Raw genomic sequence first — 17,995 nt, 5'->3', positions numbered from 1 at the left:
GCCGGGGAGGCCCCGGCACACATCATTTTCAGGTGCTGCTGATGCGGCCGACCGCGCAAGGGGTTGGCGACGGAGGCGGAGAATCGGAAAGGCAGTGCAAACCTGCCACGTGCCCAACGCTGTAAGGGGGACTGGCCGCAACGATCCACTGGAGCTCGCTCTGGGAAGGACGCGGTCGGGAGGAACCTGAGTCAGAAGACCGGCCTGAAAATCATACTGCGCCGTGTGGACAACGGGGCAAGGACATCCATCAAGGGGAATGATATGGATATGGCCAACCCACAAACATCTTTTGACAATTGTTTTGACACGGCAGAGCGCGAGGCGCTTTACAAGACCATCTTTACCCGGCGCGATGTGCGCGGACAGTTCCGGCCCGATCCGATCCCGGATGACGTGCTGACCCGCGTGCTGATGGCTGCGCATTACGCGCCCTCGGTGGGGTTCATGCAGCCCTGGAATTTTGTCGTGATCCGTGAGGACGACACCAAGCGCAAGGTCCATGATTTGTTCGAAACCGCCCATGGGGAAGCGGCAGAGATGTTCGAAAGCGCCAACCGCGACACCTATCGCCGGCTGAAACTGGAAGGGATCCTGGAAAGCCCGGTCAATATCTGCATCACCTGCGACAAGGACCGCGCCGGGCCCGTGGTGATCGGGCGCACCCATGAACCGGTCATGGATGTCTATAGCAGCGTCTGCGCGGTGCAGAACCTGTGGCTGGCCGCGCGCGCCGAAGGGCTGGGGCTTGGCTGGGTCAGTATTCTGGACCACACCCGCCTGCGGGAGGTGCTCAACATTCCCGACCGCGTGGTCCCCGTGGCCTATCTGTGCCTTGGCTATGTGTCACATTTCTTTGACCGGCCCGAGCTGCAATCCGCGGGCTGGCGTCCGCGTCTGCCGCTGAAGGAGCTGGTGAATTTCGAGCGTTTCGGGCAAGGGTCGGAAGATCCCGACGCGGTCGCGCTTCTGGATCAGATCAGGCAGACCCAGCACAGGCTTGAAGACGGTGGATATTCAGGGGATTTCGCACAGGCCACCTGTGACGCCTCACCAGCAACCTGACGCTCTGGCTTTGCTCTGAGTGCACGCAACCTGTTGAAGTGGCTGTCTTTTGGCGCCACTTCATGCCTCAGATCAAATACGCACCGCCGGAAGGGATATCCGCGTTTCAGGCGCCAGGAGCCTCTTTGTGCTTCAGGTTTCCCCAAACACTTTGTTGGTTCGGACATGCCCTGGGACCAGCCCTGCCACCAAACAAAAAACCCCGGCCAATGGCCGGGGTTTTCATCTTTGATCTGAGGCGGCTTAGAGCTGCGCCAGCACCTCGTCCGAGGCTTCGAAATTGGTGGTGACGCGCTGCACGTCATCGTCATCTTCAAGCGCATCCACCAGCTTCATCAGCTTCTGCATGCTTTCCAGATCCAGTTCGGTGGTGATGTTCGGCTGCCAGATCAGCTTGGTCGATTCCGACTCGCCCAGCGCGGCTTCCAGCGCGGTGGCCACTTCGTTCAGGTCGGTATCAGCACAGGTGATGCGGTGGTTTTCCTCATCGCTTTCGCAATCCTCGGCCCCGGCTTCAATCGCCGCTTCCATCACGGTGTCAGCATCCCCCACCGAGGCGGGATAGATCACTTCGCCCTTGCGGTCGAACATGAAACCGACCGAGCCGGTTTCGCCCAGGTTGCCGCCGTTTTTCGAAAAGGTCGAGCGCACGGTCGACGCGGTGCGGTTCTTGTTGTCGGTCATCGCCTCAACGATCACCGCCACACCGTTGGGCCCATAGCCTTCATAGCGGATTTCGTCGTAATTCTCGGCCTCGCCACCGATCGCCTTCTTGATCGCGCGGTCGATCACGTCCTTCGGCACCGATTGCGACTTGGCTTCCTTCACCGCCATGCGCAGGCGCGGGTTCTTGTCCGGGTCCGGGTCGCCCATCTTGGCGGCCACGGTGATTTCCTTGGCAAGCTTGGAAAAGAGTTTCGAGCGGGCGGCGTCCTGGCGACCTTTGCGGTGTTGGATATTTGCCCATTTTGAGTGGCCAGCCATGGCGACCTCCGTAATTCATGCATGTCTGTATCAGTTGACGCGTTCATTACCCCATGCGGTGGCCGGGGGGCAAGGGGGGCTTTCGAGCAGGCTCAAGCCCGCTATCGGTGGCCTCGCGATGCTCGGATCAGGGGCTCTGCCCCTCGGACTACGTCCTCACCCCGGGATATTTCTGACAAGAAAAAGAGCCCGAAAAAGAGAGCGGCGCTTTTCTTTTCATCCCCAATATCCTTGCCCGCGGCACAGGATGATCCGGAGGTTTGAGCCAGTTTCGGGCCAGTTGCGAGCCTGGCAATTGCGCGTTGCGGCGGTGTACTCGTCGCCACTCACGCCCGCTCATCCTTGGGGGAGCCCATCACCACATGGGTCACGATCTGCTGCACCTGTGGCAGCGTGCCGAGCTTTTCGGTGTGAAAGAGCTTGTAGCTCGCAAGATCCTCAGTCTCGACCCTGAGCAGATATTCCACAGTGCCGGTGATATTGTGGCACTCGCGCACCTCGTCATACCGGGTCATGGCCCGTTCAAACGCATCCTGTGCTGCCTTGGTATGGGTGTTCAGCCCCACGGTCACATAGGCGGCGAAGCCGTGGCCCATCGCCACCGGGTCCAGCACGGCGCGATAGCCCTTGATCACCCCTGCCCGTTCCAGCTCCTGCACCCGGCGCAGGCAGGCAGAGGGCGACAGGCCCACGCGATCGGCAAGCTCGGTATTGGGCAGGCGCCCGTCACGGGATAGTTCGCGCAATATCTTGCGGTTGATGTGGTCAAAACTCGTCATTGATTGTGAAGATAGCGGCAGAATGCACAATTTTGCAATTCCAAAGCGCCTGAATTGCCCAACACTTGAGAGGACAACAGGATGCCCACGGGATGCCTTCATGACACTTGACCTCTTCACCGCCTTCCTCGCCTTTGCCTTCGTGTCCTCGATCACGCCGGGGCCGAACAACCTGATGCTGATGTCCTCCGGGGCGAATTTCGGCTTTCACCGCACCATCCCGCATATGCTGGGGATTGGCATCGGTTTCACCGTGATGATTGTGCTGGTGGGCGCGGGGCTGATGCAGGTGTTTGACGCGGTTCCGGTGAGCTACACGGTGCTGAAGGGCCTGTCGGTGGCCTATCTTCTGTGGCTTGCCTGGAAAATCGCACATGCTGGCGCCCCGGGTAAAGGAGCAGGACAGGGAGCGGGACAGGCGGGTGCCACCCCGATGACATTTCTGCAGGCTGCGGCCTTTCAGTGGGTCAATCCCAAGGCCTGGGCCATGGCGCTGACCGCGATTTCAGCCTATGCGCCGGATCGGACCTTGCAGGCGGTGCTGGTGGTGGCGCTGATTTTCGGTGCGGTGAACCTGCCCTCCGTATCGGTCTGGACCCTGCTGGGCCAACAGATCCGCCGCGTCCTGACCAACCCGGCCCGGCTTGCTGCCTTCAACGTGACCATGGCTGCCCTTCTGGTGGCGTCGCTTTACCCGGTTCTGTTTGGCTAACATGCCGACCCGACGCGCATTTTCCCCGTGGTCAGAACTTCCCCCCGAGGTCAATGCACAGTATCCCTAGAGCATGACCACAGATCAGATCATTCTCTTTTCGCTTTTCGCCGCCGTCTTTGCCCTGCTGTTATGGGGCCGGTTCCGCTATGACCTCGTGGCTTTTGCCGCCCTGATGCTGGGGGTGGTGCTGGGGGTGGTGCCCACCAAAGATGCCTTTTCCGGCTTTGGCCACCCGGCCACGCTGGTGGTGGCGCTGGTGCTTGTGGTTTCGGCCGGGCTGGTGCGCTCGGGCGCTGTGTTCCTGATCACCCGCACGCTGGTGGATGCAAGCCGCTCGCTGGGCGCACATATCACGCTGATGGGCGCGGTTGGCGGGGTGCTGTCGGCGTTCATGAACAACGTGGCGGCCCTTGCGCTGTTGATGCCCGTGGACATGCAGACGGCGCGAAAGGCGGGGCGCGCACCGGGCCTGTCTTTGATGCCTTTATCCTTTGCCACGATCCTTGGCGGCATGGTCACGCTGATCGGCACACCGCCCAATATCATCATCGCGTCCATTCGTGGCGACGCCATGGGCGAGCCGTTTCACATGTTCGACTTTGCCCCGGTGGGGGGCGTAACCGCCCTGGCCGGCCTGATCTTCGTGGCACTTGTCGGCTGGCGCCTGATCCCGCAACCCGACAGCAGCGAGGCCGCCCGTGATCCGATGGGGGACGCCGGGAACTATGTCGCGGAACTGACCGTGCCGGAAGACAGCAAACATATCGGCAAACGCCTGAAAGAGCTGCTGGAGGCGGCCGAAAAAAACGATGTCGCCATCCTTGGCCTGGTGCGGGACGGCAAGCGCCGCTATGGCACCCAACGCAACACGATGCTGGCGGCGGGGGATGCGCTTGTGCTTGAGGCCCGCCCCGAGGCGCTGGATGAATTTCGCACCGCCCTTGGCCTGGCCTTTGCCGAAGAGGCGCGGCAAGAGAAGCTGACCGCCGAAGGGGCGGGGCTTTCGAAAATCGAAGTCGTGGTGCCGGAAACCGCCCGCATTGCCAGGAAAACCGCACAGGCCATCGGGCTGGGCTGGCGGCGCAGCACGGTCTTGATGGGAATTTCGCGTGCGGGCAAACAGATCACCAAACAGGTGCGTAAGACCGAGATTATGCCGGGCGACATCCTGCTCCTGCTTGTGCCCGCAGGCAAAGAGGCGGATGTGATCGAATGGCTGGGCTGCCTGCCGCTGGCGGAACGTGGCCTGACCGTGACGCAGGATGAAAAGGTCTGGTGGGCCATTGGCCTGTTTGCGGGTGCGGTTGCAGCGGCAAGCTTCGGGCTGGTTTACCTGCCGGTGGCGCTCGGGCTGGTGGTGATTGGCTATGTGCTGATGAAAATCCTGCCCCTCGCCGACATCTATGACCATATCGAATGGCCCGTCGTCGTGTTGCTGGGCTCCATGATCCCGCTGGGCGCCGCGCTGGAAACATCCGGCGGGACCGAGCTGATCGCCGGAACATTGGTGGGGATCACGCAGGGCCTGCCCGCCTGGGCGGTATTGACCGTCTTGATGGTGGTGACCATGACGCTTTCGGATGTGCTGAACAATACGGCCACCACAATTGTCGCCGCACCTGTCGGCATCCAGATGGCAGACGCCCTGGGCAAGAACCCCGACCCGTTCCTGATGGCCGTGGCCGTGGCCGCAAGCTGCGCCTTCCTCACCCCGATCGGTCACAAAAACAACACGCTGATCCTTGGACCCGGAGGGTATCGTTTCGGCGATTACTGGCGTATGGGCCTGCCACTGGAACTTCTGGTGGTGGCGGTTTCGATCCCCGCAATCCTGCTCTTCTGGCCGCTCTGATCACCACGCGCTCCCGCGCCCTTACGCCCTGTCGGGCGACAGGCTTGGGCGTGGCCTCGCTGCGCTCGGTTCATTCCTACCTGCGCCGCTGCGCGCCGCGCCGGGGGCTTTGCCCCCGAGCCTGCGGCTCTCCCCCAGGATATTTGGGGCAAGAGGAAGATGACAGGTGCTCTTTTCCTCTTGCCGAAAATATCCCGGGGTGAGCGAGCTTGTCTCGCGAGGGGCAGCGCCCCTGGCAGGCTCACAACGTGAGCCACCGGTCGCGGCGGCGGAGCAACGCGGAGGCGCCCCAGCGGCGCCCCTGCCCTGAGCCTCAGATCAAAAGCGGATCACGCCGTCATCGGTGACGATCATGTCGAGCGGCTGGTCCGTCGGTTCAAGCGGCAGGTTTTCAGCCTCTTGTGCTGCATAGGCATAGCCGATCGCGAGCGTCGGGCGTTTGGCGCGCAGCCCTTCCAGGGTGCGGTCATAAAATCCGCCGCCATAGCCGAGGCGCCCACCGTTTCGATCGAAGGCCACGAGGGGGACAATCACCACTTCCGGCTCGAAGAACTCAAGCGTGGCGGGCACCTGCGCCCCGAAGGGGCCTTCGACCAGATCACTGTCCGGGCGCCATTTGGCGAATTTCAGCGGCTGGCCCGCAGCTTCGATATAGGGCACGCCAAGGGTGGACCAGGCCGCGAGGGCGGCCATGGCGGGCAGCGGGTTGATCTCGGTCCGGATCGGCATATAGCCGGAGATGGGTTTGCCTTTATGGGCGGTCAGCTCGCCAATCAGATGTGCCACCCCCAGGGCCGAACGCGCCTCGTTATGGGCGGTTTTACGGCGGGCAAAGGCCGCTTTGCGGGCTGCGGCTTTCAAGTCGGTCAAATTGGTCATGGCAGTCTCAGAATCAGGGTCGGGTTACAGAAGCACCACGGCTGCGAGGCCAAGGAAAGCGAAGAAGCCAACCACATCGGTGACGGTTGTCACGAACGCACCCGAGGCCAGCGCCGGGTCGATATCGAGCCGTTCCAGCGTCACCGGGATCATAACGCCCGCCAGCCCGGCCACCACAAGGTTCACGACCATCGCAACGCCGATGACGACACCAAGCATTGGTGTGCCAAACCAGAGTACCCCGACGACCCCCATAACGACCGCAAATATCACCCCGTTGACCAGCCCCACAATCGCCTCGCGCCGGATCACCCGCCAGACGTTGCTGGTGGTCAGGTCCTTGGTGGCCAGCGCGCGCACCGCAACCGTCAGCGATTGCGTCCCCGCATTGCCCCCCATCGAGGCCACAATCGGCATCAGGACGGCGAGCGCCACAAATTGCGCAATCACCTTGTCGAACTGGGCAATCACCAGCGATGCCAGGATCGAGGTCACCAGGTTCACCGCCAGCCAGGGAAAGCGGCGTTTGGTGGTGTCAATCACCCGGTCGGAAAGTGAGCTTTCCTCGCCCACACCGGCCAGTCGCAGGATGTCTTCTTCGTGCTCTTCATCCAGGATTGCCATGGCGTCGTCGATGGTGATCACACCGACCAGACGGTCATCTTCATCCACGACAGGCGCGGAAATCAGGTGGTATTGGTTGAACGCATAGGCCACGTCCCCTTCGTCCTGCAACACGGGAATGGTGCGGAAACTCTCTTCTGTGATCTCGGTCATCGCGGTGGCGCGTGGGCTGCCCATCAGGCGGCCAAGGGTCACATAACCGGTGGGGCGCATGCGCGGATCCACCAGGATCACGTGGTAAAACTGTTCCGGCAGGTCATCCTGATTGCGCAGGAAATCAATGGTTTGCCCGACATTCCAGTGTTCGGGCGCCACCACCAGCTCGCGCTGCATCAGACGACCCGCGGATTCCTCGGGATAGGAGAGAGACTGCTCCACCACCACCCGGTCGTCATCATCCAGCGCCTTGAGCGCGGCTTCGGTATGCGGCTCATCAAGGTCTTCGATCAGGTCGACGACATCATCGGTTTCCAGTTCGCGCACCGCCTCGGCAAAGACCTCGGGCGCCATGTAGGAGATAATGTCTTCGCGCAGCCCCTCATCCAGTTCGGACAGAACCTCGCCATCAAATTCGCTGCCATACAGGCGCACGAAATCCTCGCGGTCATCCGAGGAAAGCTGCTCCATGAGGTCGGCGATGTCAGCAGGGTGCAGGGGCGCCAGCGCCATGGCAAGCGCGGCCGCATTATCCGCCTGCAACGCGTCCTTGACCGAACCAAACACGCCGCGATTGATCTCATAATCCCCGTCTTCGGGCTGCACATCATCTGTGATCTGATCGTCCAGCATCTGCGGCCCTCCTGCTTGCGCGTTCGGCCCGACCATAGGGCAAGGGGCCGGGCAAGTGAACCGGACAAAGGCGTTGCGATATTAAATTTCCATGCGTAGGCTGGCGGGTGCAAATTGTTAACAATAGGCGCCGTCATGCAGCTTCTTCTGGGCCAGACCCTGACCTTTACCGAGAACCCGTTCACCACCCGCCCGGACGAGGCCACGCGCCATCACGCCCGGGGTGGCGTGGTTATTGATGCAGGGAGGATCATCGCCGTAGGTCCCGCGGATGACATGCGCGCACACTATCCGCAGGCCCAGGTGACAGACTATGGTAACGCCCTGATTTCCCCGGGGTTTATCGACGCCCATGCGCATTACCCGCAAACCGCCATTATCGCCTCATGGGGCAAGCGCCTGATTGACTGGCTGAACAGCTATACCTTTCCCGAAGAAAGCCGTTTTTCCGACCGGGCCCATGCGCAGGGGATTGCCGAAACCTATTTCGACCTTGTCACCGCCGCCGGCACCACCACGACGGTCAGCTATTGCACCATCCATCCCGAAAGTGTGGACGCCTATTTCACCGCCGCTCAAAACCGCGGGTTGCGGGTGTTTGGCGGCAAGACCTGCATGGACCGCAACGCCCCCGACACGCTGACCGACACCGCCCAATCCGCCTATGAGGACAGCAAGGCGTTGCTGGAGAAATGGCACGGGGTGGATCGCCTGTCCTACGTGATCACACCGCGTTTCGCCCCCACCTCAACACCCGAACAGCTCGATGCGCTTGGCACATTGTGGCGCGAACATCCCGACCTGCTGATGCAGACCCATATCTCGGAACAGCACGAGGAAATCGCCTGGGTACAGGACCTGTTTCCCGACAGCCGCGACTATCTGGATGTGTACGAAAAATTCGGATTGGCGCGCGAAGGGGCGCTGTTTGGCCATGCCATCCACCTGACCGAACGCGAACGCGACCGGTTGCACGAGATGAGGGCAAGCCTCATTCATTGCCCCACATCAAATATGTTCATCGGGTCCGGCCTGTTCGACATGGCGGGCCTGATGGCCACCGGACAGCGGATCGGACTGGCCACCGACACCGGCGGCGGATCAAGCTTTTCGATGCTGCGCACCATGGCGGCGGCCTATGAAGTCGGCCAACTGTCAGGCACGGCCCTGCACCCGGCGCAGCTTTGGTGGCTGGCAACCGCGGGCTCGGCCCAGTCGCTTTTGATGGGGGATGTGATTGGCACACTGGCACCGGGATATGAGGCGGACCTTGCGGTGATCGACCTGTCCTCAACCCCCGCCATTGCCCAGCGGGCGGCCCGCGCCGAGGATCTGTGGCAAGCCCTGTTTCCCACCATCATGATGGGGGATGACCGGGCCGTCACCTCGGTCTGGGCCGGGGGGCGCAAACTATACTGACGGTGAAAACCGCGCGTTCAGGGGCGCTGCCCCTCGCCTCTATGAGGCTCACCCCGAGGTATTTCAGGCAAGAAAAAAGGGCGCGCCTGCCCTAACGCGTGTCGATATTATGCCCAAACAGCGTGATGTAGAAACGCCGCGCATCTTGTAGGGAGGGTGGGCGTTTCGGGATACACTTGAGCCTCATGTTTATTCCGAAACGCTTACGACATTGAGATCTCTTACGGCGTTTCGACTTTTCCCTGTCTCAAAGCATCCCGCCTTATCCCTGAAGCAGGGATAAGGCGGGGCGCGGCGCAACATACGAGCGTTTCGCGCGTTCCGCCACAAACCAGTGTTTCAGATTTTTGGCGGAACGCTTTAGGTTAAAGTCGAAACGCTTTGGGGAAGAGCCGCAGGCTCGGGGGCAAAGCCCCCTGCCTTGCTCACCCCATCAGCGCGCGGGCCAGACGGTTTTGCGCCTCAACCAGCGCGGGCAGATCAATTGTGCAAAGCTGGCCATCACGCACCACCTGCCGCCCTTCGACAAAAAGATCACGCACGTTTCGCGGGCCGGCCAGCAGCAGGGCGGCGGGATCCCAACTGCCGGCGCTTTCCAGGGTGGTGAGGTCCCAGATTGCGATATCTGCCCGTTTGCCGATGGCGATCTGACCGCAATCATGCCGCCCCAGCACCTCGGCGCCGCCACGGGTGGCAAGGCGCAGCACCTCGCGCGCGGACATCTGGTCGGCCCCGCGCACCGCCCGCTGCATCAGCATCGCCTGGCGCGCCTCATCCAGCAGGTTGCCCCGGTCATTGGAGGCCGACCCATCCACGCCGAGGCCAAGTTTCGCCCCCGCATCCAGCATCTGGCGCACCGGGGCGATGCCTGACCCAAGCCTGCAATTGGAACAGGGGCAATGGGCGATCCCGGTTCGGGTCCGGGCAAAGAGGTCAATCTCCTGCCCGTCCAGTTTCACGCAATGGGCGTGCCACACATCCTCTCCCACCCAGCCGAGCTCTTCTGCATATTGGCCCGGGCGGCAGCCGAACCGGGCTTTGGAATAGGCAATATCTTCGTCATTTTCCGCCAGGTGGGTATGCATCATGACCTGCTTGTCACGGGCCAGCACGGCCGCGTCCCGCATCAGTTCCCGGCTGACCGAAAAGGGCGAGCACGGCGCCACGCCAACCCGGATCATCGCGCCATCGGACGCGTCATGGAACTGGTCGATCACGCGGATACAGTCGTTCAGGATCACGTCTTCTGGTTCCACCAGCTGATCTGGGGGCAGCCCCCCGTCACTTTCACCGATCGACATTGCGCCACGGGTGGGGTGGAACCGCAGCCCCACCTCCTGTGCTGCTTCAATTGTATCATCCAGCCGGGACCCGTTGGGATAGAGGTAGAGGTGATCGGAAGAGAGCGAACAGCCCGAGAGGGCCAGCTCCGCCAGCCCGGCCATGGCGCTGATCCGCATCTCCTCGGGACCGAATCGCGCCCAGATCGGGTAAAGGGTTTGCAGCCACCCAAACAGCAACGCATCCTGCCCGCCCGGAACCGCCCGGGTCAGGGTTTGGTAGAGGTGGTGATGTGTGTTCACGAGGCCGGGCGTCACGAGGGCGTTCTCTGCCAGGACCACCTCTCCGCCGCGGCCCAGATCCTTGCCGATGTCGGTGATCACCCCCTGGTATATGCGGATATCGACCCCGGACAGCTCCCGCCCGCAGGGGCCGTTCCCATTGTCCATGGTCAGGACAAGATGTGCGTTTTTGATGAGATAGTCCATGTTGCCTCCTTTTGACCCGTTTCGGTGAGACAACATGGCAGACCGCCAGAAAGGGCAAAGGACACGATCCACCAAGGGATCATGCCCGGACAACACCCGCTGTTCAAGGGGACAGACCCGGAGAGGACCCGGGCAGGATTGGAAGGGAGGTCACCATTGGTGGATGGGCCGGGTGCCCGGCAGGCGGGGCCGCCCCAGACAGGTGGCGGCGTGGGCACGAAAACCCGGTGATCAGACTTTGATCGGGTCAGCTCCGGGTGAGGATCGCAAGCGCGGCGGCGTGGATGTCGGCATTGGCGGCGGCAATGACCTGCCCCCCCTGATGGGCCGGACCGCCCTGCCAGTTGCTGACGACACCCCCGGCCGCCTCGACCACCGCCAATGGCGCCTGGATGTCATAGGCCTGCAGCCCTGCCTCGACCACAAGATCCACCTGTCCGGCGGCCACCAGCGCATAGCCATAGCAATCCATACCGTATCGGGTCAGACGACATTGGCGGGCAAGGGTGTGGAACGCGGCCTCTTCGGCCTTGTCGCCCACTTCCGGAAAGGTGGTGAGGATAGTGGCCTCATTCAGGGGGCGGGCCGCGCGGGTGCGCAGGGGGCGGCGCCCCATGGGGCCATCCACCCAAGCGGTGTTGCCACAGCCAAAAAACCGTTCTTTGATATAGGGTTGGTCGATCACACCCAGTTTCGGGCCGCTGTCATCCCCTACGGCGATCAGCACACCCCAGGTGGGTGTTCCGGACAGGAAACCACGTGTGCCATCAATGGGATCCAGCACCCAGGTCAATCCGCTGGTGCCGGTCTCGAGGCCAAATTCCTCGCCCAGAATGGCATCCTGCGGACGCCGCTCTGCCAGCAATGCGCGCATTGCCTGCTCGGCCGCCCGGTCACCTTCTGTTACCGGGTCAAAGCCATCATCCAACTTGTTGTCAGCGTTCAGCCCATCCGCCCGAAAATAGGGCAGGATGGCGTCACGTGCCGCATCGGCCAGCGCCTCGGCGACACATGTCAGTTCTTGTTGCGTCTTGTCGGTCAGCATCGGGTCCGGCCTTTTGGCGATTGTCTTTGACAGTCGCGTAACGTGGCGGGACAGTCCGCGTCAAGTTCCGTGCAAGGATCAGGCGGCGTCGGACAGGACGCGGGCCAGTTCGAACAGGCGGCGGCGCTGGTTTTCCGGGATGGAATAATAGCTGCGCACCAGTTCCAGCGCTTCTTTATCCGCAAGGATATCGCTGGGCAGGTTCTGTTCACCTTCACTTGCTGCAGTGCCTTCCAGACCTTCGAAATAGAAGCTGATCGGCACCGAAAGCGCATTGGAAATATCCCAAAGGCGCGATGCAGAAACACGGTTCATACCCGTTTCATATTTCTGGATCTGTTGGAACTTGATACCAACTTTTTCGGCCAGTTGCTGCTGTGTCATTCCGACCATCCAGCGACGGTGCCGAATACGCTTACCAACATGTACATCCACAGGATGCTTCATCAGCGTGCTCCTCGTTACTTTTCGTTACTTTGATTGTGTATTGATCAAAAACCATACTGGAGGACACAACCACAACCTGTCTTTTTGGGTAGACGACACAACTCATGGCGCTGCTGCCAAAAGGGATATGCATCAATCACCTTTAAAAACAGGGAAAATATGCTGATAGTTTCCAATATCGAAATGCAACCTATGCATGTTTTGCAAAATGCAAAGTTTTATTTATTTTTTTAATCCACCCGGACCTGACAAAGGAACAATCCCCCATTCCCCAACAATCCCCCGTTCCCCCCTTACCCCCGATCCGTTAGGTTGCGCCAAACAGGATAAGAGGACTTCCATGCGCGCTGTTCAGATCACCGATCATGCCGGCCACCCCCAGCTGATCGAAGCCCAGCCCCTCTCTGCGCCGGCAGACGGGCAGGTTCAGGTCGAAATCCGCGCCTGCGGGCTGAATTTTGCGGATCTGCTGATGTCACGCGGGAAATATCAGGAAAAACCTGACCTGCCCACCATTCTGGGGATGGAGCCTGCCGGGATCATCACCAAGGTGGGGCCGGGTGTGACCAATCTGAAAACCGGCGACCGGGTGGCCGTTTTTTCCGGCCATGGCGGCCTGGCCGAGGTGGGAAATTTTGACGCAGGGCGCTGCGCCCCCCTGTCGGAAGGGATGAGCTTCACCGACGCCGCGGCGTTTCAAATTGCATATGGCACCAGCCACCTCGCGCTGGACTACAAGGCGCGGTTGCAACCGGGAGAGACCCTGCTGGTGCTGGGGGCCGCCGGGGGCGTTGGCCTGACCGCAGTTGAAATCGGCAAGCTGATGGGCGCCACCGTGATTGCCTGTGCGCGCGGGGCCGATAAGCTTGATATCTGCAAAAAGGCCGGGGCTGACCATGTGATCGACAGCGACAGCGAAGACATCCGCGAGGTGGTGAAATCACTGGGCGGGGCAGATGTGGTGTACGACGCGGTGGGCGGCACGCAGGGCGAAGCCGCCTTTCGCACGATGAACCCGGACGGGCGGTTCCTGTTCATCGGCTTTGCCTCGGGCGACATCCCCAACCTGAAACCCAACCACATGCTGGTGAAAAACATCACCGCGATTGGGCTTTACTGGGGCGGTTACCTGAAATTTGCGCCTGAAGTGGTGGTGGACAGCCTGAAGCAGCTCTTTCAGTGGCACGCGGAGGGCAAGCTGACACCCCATGTGGGCCAGACCTTCCCGCTGGATCAGGCGCTCGACGCGCTGGAACTTCTGCGGGCGCGCAAATCAACCGGCAAGGTTGTGGTGACGATGGGGGAGGCGTGAGGCGGGTGGCCGCTTTGAGCCAGCGAAAGCGATGCTGCGCTCATAAGCAAAGTCCTCAAACTGAATTAAGCTGACTTCCTTCGGCACCTAAAATGACGACGCGGCTCACCTCATCTGGGTATAGCCTCACTATCCTCCCTGCCAAAAAAAGGGCTTTACCCATCCATTACCTGAATGTTCGTTGGTGTGTACAGCGTTACTTCATCATCGGTCTTTGGCGTGTAAAGCAGAACCATCGTCGGGACATTAAGGTGGTCATAGACAGCTGCTGCGAGGCGGGCCTGTGGCTTATCTGACGTATGGAAAACACTGCAGAAGGATGCATTTGCGATGTGGCAAATGTCGGCTTGTCCACCGGCAAAATCTATCCGCGCTCTCTCCGTATCCTTCCGATGCTTCGACTCCCTCCAATATCCAAGCAAGAACAAAAGCTGCGCGAGCCGATAAACTTGCTCCCAACTTGGTGTGCCAAGGTGCGCCTCAATGCGCTTTGACGATATGCGGGGCGGCCCCGCAAGAAATGCCTCAACCATATTAGAGGTGTCTTCGTGGACTTCTGCCGCTTCAAAGATCCGCTCAATAGCCCCTGCGCCAGTAAAGTTGTTGATCCGGGCAGGATCTAACTGTGGCATCCGAATACCTTCCTTTCGGTTTAAGTGTTCCAGAAGATCGCACTGCGCTTTGCGCGCCTGCTCTTTCTTCACTTCCGCCGCGCTCGTGACCATTGCCGCTAATTCGAGAGGAAATTCAGAAACATCAAAATCAAGTAGCCGTTCAATGTCTGTCAGTCCCATCTTGAATATGCCCTCAAAGGATGTCGAATCAATTCCGCCAATGAGCTTTTGAAGAAAATCACCAAGACCGAAGCCGCCGGTGGATGAGAATTTCCGCATATCCTCGTAGATTTGGCTGCGCTCCTCACGACTCTTGACAGTTATCTCGCAGCCCGCAGGCATACCACCTACGGTGTCAGAAATTGCCTCAATGTATCTGGCACCGACCACATCAAGTTGTAGGTCCAATTCGACTCGTTTTTCTTCGTCACACACCCCAAGAAGCTCTTCGATGCTATGAGTAGAATAGCAAGGAATGCAAGTATCCGACTTGCTAATGATCTGCCGCAAGGACGACATCTGCCCGCTGGAAAGATGGTTCCAAGACGAGGTGTCGAGATAGACGGTAAGCCGAACCATGCTAGCTTCCTTACTTGTGATCTGCAAAATGCGTAGAGGTGCAGAAAACGCCCCCTCACAAATCCTTAAACGCGGTGCGAATCAGCGTGACCAGATCGTTGGACGCCTGATCCTTGGTGCTCTCGGCGGTATACATGTTCACATTGGTGGTCTTGAGCTCGGGCAATGCGCCGCCGTGGTCGATCACCTCCAGTTGGGCCGAGGTTGTGCCCTCGATCACCGCGTGAACCGCGAGGTCGGCAGACAGGGACGCCTCGATCGTGCGGGTCGAATCGCTCTCGACCGCCATTTCCCAGGCGATCCCCACATCATCCAGCGCCTTCTGCGCGCTGGTGCGAAAGATGCAGCCATGCTGAAACGCCAGCCGCAGCGGGCGCATTTTCCACGCCCCCCCACCGGGCGCCCCCACCCAGACCAGCGGCAGCGTGATCAGGGTCTCACCGCCGCCATCCAGCGTATCCTCGGTGGTCAGGATGATGTCGCATTCACCGCGCGCGAACATGGCTTTCAACCGGCTGGTGTAAGAGGAAATCAGCTGCACCTTCATGCGCGGATATTCCGCATGAAAGGCTTTCAGCACCTTGGGAATGGCCGGATAAACCACATCTGACGGCACCCCCAGAACAATCTCACCCTCATAGGCGTGGTCGGTGAGGCGCAAAAACACCTCGTCATTCAGGTTGAGCATCCGGCGGGCATACCCCAAAAGCTGTTCGCCATCCGCAGTCAGCGCCACCCCACGCCCGGACCGATCCAGCAACCCGCGCCCCAGGCTTTCCTCAAGCCGCTTCAGCTGCATCGACACGGCAGATTGCGTCAGGTTCAAAAGCCCGGCCGCCCGCGTCACCCCGCCCGCATCCGCCACGGTGGCGAAGCTGCGCAATGCGGTCATGTCCAAATTTCTCGGCACATCACCCTCCTTGATATTTCACACCACAAACATTCGTTTTTATTATCTAACAGAATAAGTCATAACAATCACGAAATGTGATGCTAGCGGGTCGAATGATCCGTTTCAAGAAAGGAGTAGAAAAGATGACCGCTTTTGTTCAAACCCACACCTGCCCCTCAACCTCCGACCGCAAAGGGTTCTTTTCGGCTCTGCGCTGGATGACCCACGCCCTGCAGATCCGCCGTGAACGCCAGTTGCTGTCGGAAATGAGCGCAACCCGGCTGGAAGATATTGGCGTAACCCGCGATCAGGCGCTGAATGAAGCGCAAAAGCCGATCTGGGACGTTCCCGCACATTGGGTGTGCTAAAGCGTTTCGACCTTCACCTGAGACAGGGCAAAACCGAAACGCTGCAAGAGATCTCAATGTCGTGGGCGTTTCGGACTAACCATGTGTTCCAGGTTTATCCCGAAACGCTTTAAACCTGTGACATGTTGCAGGGGCGGATGGGTCCCTGAAATTAACACAGTAAAGACCAACCAATCCCCTTGAAAACCCAGCCGCCCTTGCCGATATTAAGGTCAAGGGCGGTTTTCATTTGGGGCCGCCAGAAAGTGTTTTTGTGGAGGCAAATATGGCTGAATTTGAAACGATCCGCGCGGGCGTAGGCTCACGTGCCGAGATCGACGCGGGGCTGCGCGCCCATATGAACAAGGTGTATGGCACCATGTCGGTAGGTCTGTTGCTGACCTTCGCAGCCGCTTGGGCCGTGGGCAGCAATGCCGCGATGGTGGAAACCCTGTTCACCGGGTTCACCCGCTACATCGTGATGTTTGCGCCGCTGATCATGGTCTTTGCCTTTGGTGCGGCCATCAACCGCCTGTCCGCTGCGGGCGCCCAGCTGTTCTTCTACGCGTTCTCGACCGTGATGGGCATCTCGATCTCTTATATCTTTGCGGTCTTTACTGGCATTTCGATTGCCCAGACCTTCCTGATCACCGCGATCGCGTTTGCGGGTCTAAGCCTGTATGGCTACACCACCAAGCGTGACCTTGGCCCGATGGGCGCGTTCCTGATGATGGGCCTGATCGGCATCATCATCGCCTCGATCGTGAATATCTTCATCGGCTCGTCGATGATCCAGTTCGCCGTATCGGTGATCGGTGTTCTGATCTTTGCAGGCCTCACCGCCTATGACACGCAGAAGATCAAGACCGACTATCTGGCCCACGCCCATGCGATGGACAGCGAGTGGCTGGCAAAATCCGCCATCATGGGCGCGCTGAGCCTCTATCTCGACTTCATCAACCTGTTCATGTTCCTGCTGCAATTCCTCGGCAATCGCGAGTGATATTGCAGCGGTCCGAACGGGCCAGATGACAGAATAAGGAAAGGGGCCGGTCACCAAGATCGGCCCCTTTTTTTTCGCCCCCATGCGTGGCCCAGACCAGTCCCGACATGCGGCAATGAGGTATAGACGCGTGCACAGTTTCATCGAAAACACCGCCAAACTCCTGCTCAGCCCACTGCTGACCTGGCAGGCGCTGAAAGTGCGCAAAACCGCCCGGGTGCTTCCCGAACCACCCGGCCATCGGTCCGGCGTGTTCGGGCGGGGACCGGCGCTGAACCTGCTTCTGACCGGCGATTCCTCTGCGGCAGGTGTGGGGGCACCAACCCAGCATCAGGCCCTGTCCGGGCAATTGGCCCAGGCGCTTGGCGCGTCCTACACCGTGCATTGGCACCTGATCGCCAGAACCGGGAACACCACCCGCAGCACCCTGCCGCTGCTGAAATCGCAGGTGCCTGAATATGTGGATGTGGCGCTGGTGGTGCTGGGGGTCAACGACATTACAACCCAGACCCCGCTGAAATACCTGCTCAGGTGTCGCGCCGAGCTATACCGCCATCTGCGCGAAGATTGGGGGGCGAAACGGGTGATTGTCGCAGGCATTCCCCCTTTGGGGGCCTTCCCCCTCCTGCCGCAACCGCTGCGATGGTTTCTTGGGCTTCAGGCACGGAGATTTGATCGGGCACTGGCGCAGCAGGCGGCAGAACTCAGGGTCGATTACATGCCGTTTGATGTGCCGATGACGCCGGAAATGTGGGCCGAAGACGGGTTTCACCCCGGTCCCAACACCTATCAATTGATGGGGGAACGCGTGGCCGCCCAGATCATGCATCAGTAACGAGGGGCCATTTCACCCGGATTTGCCCGGTTGGCAAAGGCCCCTC

At 60.2% G+C, this 17,995-nt stretch carries 17 protein-coding genes and 1 riboswitch; of the genes, 8 read left to right on the top strand and 9 right to left on the bottom strand.

Annotated features, from left to right (window positions below; genetic code table 11):
* Positions 1-19: 19 nt before the first annotated feature.
* Positions 20-222: riboswitch (cobalamin riboswitch) on the top strand.
* Positions 223-270: 48 nt separating this feature from the next.
* Positions 271-1,065 (top strand): 5,6-dimethylbenzimidazole synthase, encoded by a 795-nt coding sequence (gene bluB, locus AKJ29_RS04050; RefSeq protein WP_200909141.1) that lies wholly within the window; start codon positions 271-273, stop codon positions 1,063-1,065.
* Positions 1,066-1,308: 243 nt separating this feature from the next.
* On the opposite strand, the gene AKJ29_RS04045 is transcribed toward bluB, so the two are convergent.
* Together AKJ29_RS04045 and AKJ29_RS04040 are read right to left on the bottom strand one after the other, a co-directional pair.
* The gene (locus AKJ29_RS04045) at positions 1,309-2,049 is read right to left on the bottom strand and encodes a YebC/PmpR family DNA-binding transcriptional regulator (protein ID WP_055188164.1); all 741 of its coding nucleotides are present in this window, start codon (positions 2,047-2,049) and stop codon (positions 1,309-1,311) included.
* Positions 2,050-2,375: 326 nt separating this feature from the next.
* Entirely contained in the window at positions 2,376-2,828 is a 453-nt protein-coding gene (locus AKJ29_RS04040) for an Lrp/AsnC family transcriptional regulator (RefSeq protein ID WP_055188162.1), read from the bottom strand.
* A gap of 100 nt (positions 2,829-2,928) precedes the next feature.
* Here AKJ29_RS04040 and AKJ29_RS04035 point away from each other — a divergent pair, with 100 nt between their 5' ends.
* The gene (locus tag AKJ29_RS04035; RefSeq protein ID WP_055188160.1) at positions 2,929-3,540 is read left to right on the top strand and encodes a LysE family translocator; all 612 of its coding nucleotides are present in this window, start codon (positions 2,929-2,931) and stop codon (positions 3,538-3,540) included.
* A 73-nt stretch (positions 3,541-3,613) separates the two neighbouring features.
* A complete protein-coding gene (locus AKJ29_RS04030; protein ID WP_055188158.1) occupies positions 3,614-5,395 on the top strand; it encodes an SLC13 family permease in 1,782 nt (593 codons plus the stop codon).
* 318 nt (positions 5,396-5,713) lie between these two features.
* Here AKJ29_RS04030 and AKJ29_RS04025 read toward each other — a convergent pair whose 3' ends face one another.
* Both AKJ29_RS04025 and mgtE read right to left on the bottom strand, forming a co-directional pair.
* Positions 5,714-6,274 (bottom strand): 5-formyltetrahydrofolate cyclo-ligase, encoded by a 561-nt coding sequence (locus AKJ29_RS04025; protein WP_055188156.1) that lies wholly within the window; start codon positions 6,272-6,274, stop codon positions 5,714-5,716.
* Positions 6,275-6,298: 24 nt separating this feature from the next.
* Positions 6,299-7,687 carry a magnesium transporter gene (gene mgtE, locus AKJ29_RS04020; protein WP_055188154.1) on the bottom strand — a complete coding sequence of 463 codons (1,389 nt, stop codon included), beginning with the start codon at positions 7,685-7,687 and terminating at the stop codon, positions 6,299-6,301.
* A 135-nt stretch (positions 7,688-7,822) separates the two neighbouring features.
* Here mgtE and guaD point away from each other — a divergent pair, with 135 nt between their 5' ends.
* Positions 7,823-9,106 (top strand): guanine deaminase, encoded by a 1,284-nt coding sequence (guaD, locus tag AKJ29_RS04015; RefSeq protein ID WP_055188152.1) that lies wholly within the window; start codon positions 7,823-7,825, stop codon positions 9,104-9,106.
* A gap of 425 nt (positions 9,107-9,531) precedes the next feature.
* On the opposite strand, the gene AKJ29_RS04010 is transcribed toward guaD, so the two are convergent.
* The 3 genes from AKJ29_RS04010 to AKJ29_RS04000 all read right to left on the bottom strand — a co-directional run bounded on the left by AKJ29_RS04010 (position 9,532) and on the right by AKJ29_RS04000 (position 12,367).
* On the bottom strand, positions 9,532-10,875 hold the full coding sequence (locus tag AKJ29_RS04010) for an 8-oxoguanine deaminase (protein ID WP_055188151.1): 1,344 nt from the start codon (positions 10,873-10,875) through the stop codon (positions 9,532-9,534).
* Between the two features lie 247 nt (positions 10,876-11,122).
* On the bottom strand, positions 11,123-11,920 hold the full coding sequence (gene hisN, locus AKJ29_RS04005) for a histidinol-phosphatase (RefSeq protein ID WP_074963580.1): 798 nt from the start codon (positions 11,918-11,920) through the stop codon (positions 11,123-11,125).
* Between the two features lie 78 nt (positions 11,921-11,998).
* Positions 11,999-12,367: a helix-turn-helix domain-containing protein gene (locus AKJ29_RS04000; protein ID WP_055188149.1), complete on the bottom strand. Its 369-nt coding sequence runs from the start codon at positions 12,365-12,367 to the stop codon at positions 11,999-12,001.
* Between the two features lie 340 nt (positions 12,368-12,707).
* Between AKJ29_RS04000 and AKJ29_RS03995 the strand changes: the two genes are divergently transcribed.
* The gene (locus AKJ29_RS03995) at positions 12,708-13,679 is read left to right on the top strand and encodes an NADPH:quinone oxidoreductase family protein (RefSeq protein WP_055188147.1); all 972 of its coding nucleotides are present in this window, start codon (positions 12,708-12,710) and stop codon (positions 13,677-13,679) included.
* Positions 13,680-13,834: 155 nt separating this feature from the next.
* Here AKJ29_RS03995 and AKJ29_RS03990 read toward each other — a convergent pair whose 3' ends face one another.
* Positions 13,835-14,872, bottom strand: a complete 1,038-nt coding sequence (locus tag AKJ29_RS03990; RefSeq protein WP_055188145.1) for a hypothetical protein — start codon at positions 14,870-14,872, stop codon at positions 13,835-13,837.
* A gap of 55 nt (positions 14,873-14,927) precedes the next feature.
* Positions 14,928-15,782, bottom strand: coding sequence for a LysR family transcriptional regulator (locus AKJ29_RS03985; protein WP_139231290.1), 855 nt, complete (start codon positions 15,780-15,782; stop codon positions 14,928-14,930).
* A gap of 125 nt (positions 15,783-15,907) precedes the next feature.
* Between AKJ29_RS03985 and AKJ29_RS18600 the strand changes: the two genes are divergently transcribed.
* From AKJ29_RS18600 to AKJ29_RS03970, 3 genes are all read left to right on the top strand, one after another.
* Complete coding sequence (locus AKJ29_RS18600) at positions 15,908-16,132, top strand: DUF1127 domain-containing protein (RefSeq protein WP_235477258.1); 225 nt, start codon at positions 15,908-15,910, stop codon at positions 16,130-16,132.
* Positions 16,133-16,397: 265 nt separating this feature from the next.
* A complete protein-coding gene (locus AKJ29_RS03975) occupies positions 16,398-17,114 on the top strand; it encodes a Bax inhibitor-1/YccA family protein (protein WP_055188996.1) in 717 nt (238 codons plus the stop codon).
* A 115-nt stretch (positions 17,115-17,229) separates the two neighbouring features.
* A complete protein-coding gene (locus AKJ29_RS03970) occupies positions 17,230-17,949 on the top strand; it encodes an SGNH/GDSL hydrolase family protein (RefSeq protein ID WP_074963579.1) in 720 nt (239 codons plus the stop codon).
* Positions 17,950-17,995 lie beyond the last annotated feature (46 nt).

Source organism: Aliiroseovarius crassostreae (assembly GCF_001307765.1).
Lineage (GTDB): Bacteria > Pseudomonadota > Alphaproteobacteria > Rhodobacterales > Rhodobacteraceae > Aliiroseovarius > Aliiroseovarius crassostreae.
This window is presented reverse-complemented; position numbering and strand designations above follow the sequence as displayed.

What these genes read in the sequence shown, in the direction of transcription:
- AKJ29_RS04040 (WP_055188162.1), bottom strand. Translation starts at nt 2,828, where the DNA reads ATGACGAGTTTTGACCACATCAACCGCAAGATATTGCGCGAACTATCC.
- hisN (WP_074963580.1), bottom strand. Translation starts at nt 11,920, where the DNA reads ATGCTGACCGACAAGACGCAACAAGAACTGACATGTGTCGCCGAGGCG.
- AKJ29_RS04030 (WP_055188158.1), top strand. Translation starts at nt 3,614, where the DNA reads ATGACCACAGATCAGATCATTCTCTTTTCGCTTTTCGCCGCCGTCTTT.
- AKJ29_RS03970 (WP_074963579.1), top strand. Translation starts at nt 17,230, where the DNA reads ATGAGGTATAGACGCGTGCACAGTTTCATCGAAAACACCGCCAAACTC.
- AKJ29_RS18600 (WP_235477258.1), top strand. Translation starts at nt 15,908, where the DNA reads ATGACCGCTTTTGTTCAAACCCACACCTGCCCCTCAACCTCCGACCGC.
- AKJ29_RS03995 (WP_055188147.1), top strand. Translation starts at nt 12,708, where the DNA reads ATGCGCGCTGTTCAGATCACCGATCATGCCGGCCACCCCCAGCTGATC.
- AKJ29_RS04010 (WP_055188151.1), bottom strand. Translation starts at nt 10,875, where the DNA reads ATGGACTATCTCATCAAAAACGCACATCTTGTCCTGACCATGGACAAT.
- mgtE (WP_055188154.1), bottom strand. Translation starts at nt 7,687, where the DNA reads ATGCTGGACGATCAGATCACAGATGATGTGCAGCCCGAAGACGGGGAT.
- AKJ29_RS04025 (WP_055188156.1), bottom strand. Translation starts at nt 6,274, where the DNA reads ATGACCAATTTGACCGACTTGAAAGCCGCAGCCCGCAAAGCGGCCTTT.
- guaD (WP_055188152.1), top strand. Translation starts at nt 7,823, where the DNA reads ATGCAGCTTCTTCTGGGCCAGACCCTGACCTTTACCGAGAACCCGTTC.
- bluB (WP_200909141.1), top strand. Translation starts at nt 271, where the DNA reads ATGGCCAACCCACAAACATCTTTTGACAATTGTTTTGACACGGCAGAG.
- AKJ29_RS03975 (WP_055188996.1), top strand. Translation starts at nt 16,398, where the DNA reads ATGGCTGAATTTGAAACGATCCGCGCGGGCGTAGGCTCACGTGCCGAG.
- AKJ29_RS04045 (WP_055188164.1), bottom strand. Translation starts at nt 2,049, where the DNA reads ATGGCTGGCCACTCAAAATGGGCAAATATCCAACACCGCAAAGGTCGC.
- AKJ29_RS04035 (WP_055188160.1), top strand. Translation starts at nt 2,929, where the DNA reads ATGACACTTGACCTCTTCACCGCCTTCCTCGCCTTTGCCTTCGTGTCC.
- AKJ29_RS03990 (WP_055188145.1), bottom strand. Translation starts at nt 14,872, where the DNA reads ATGGTTCGGCTTACCGTCTATCTCGACACCTCGTCTTGGAACCATCTT.
- AKJ29_RS04000 (WP_055188149.1), bottom strand. Translation starts at nt 12,367, where the DNA reads ATGAAGCATCCTGTGGATGTACATGTTGGTAAGCGTATTCGGCACCGT.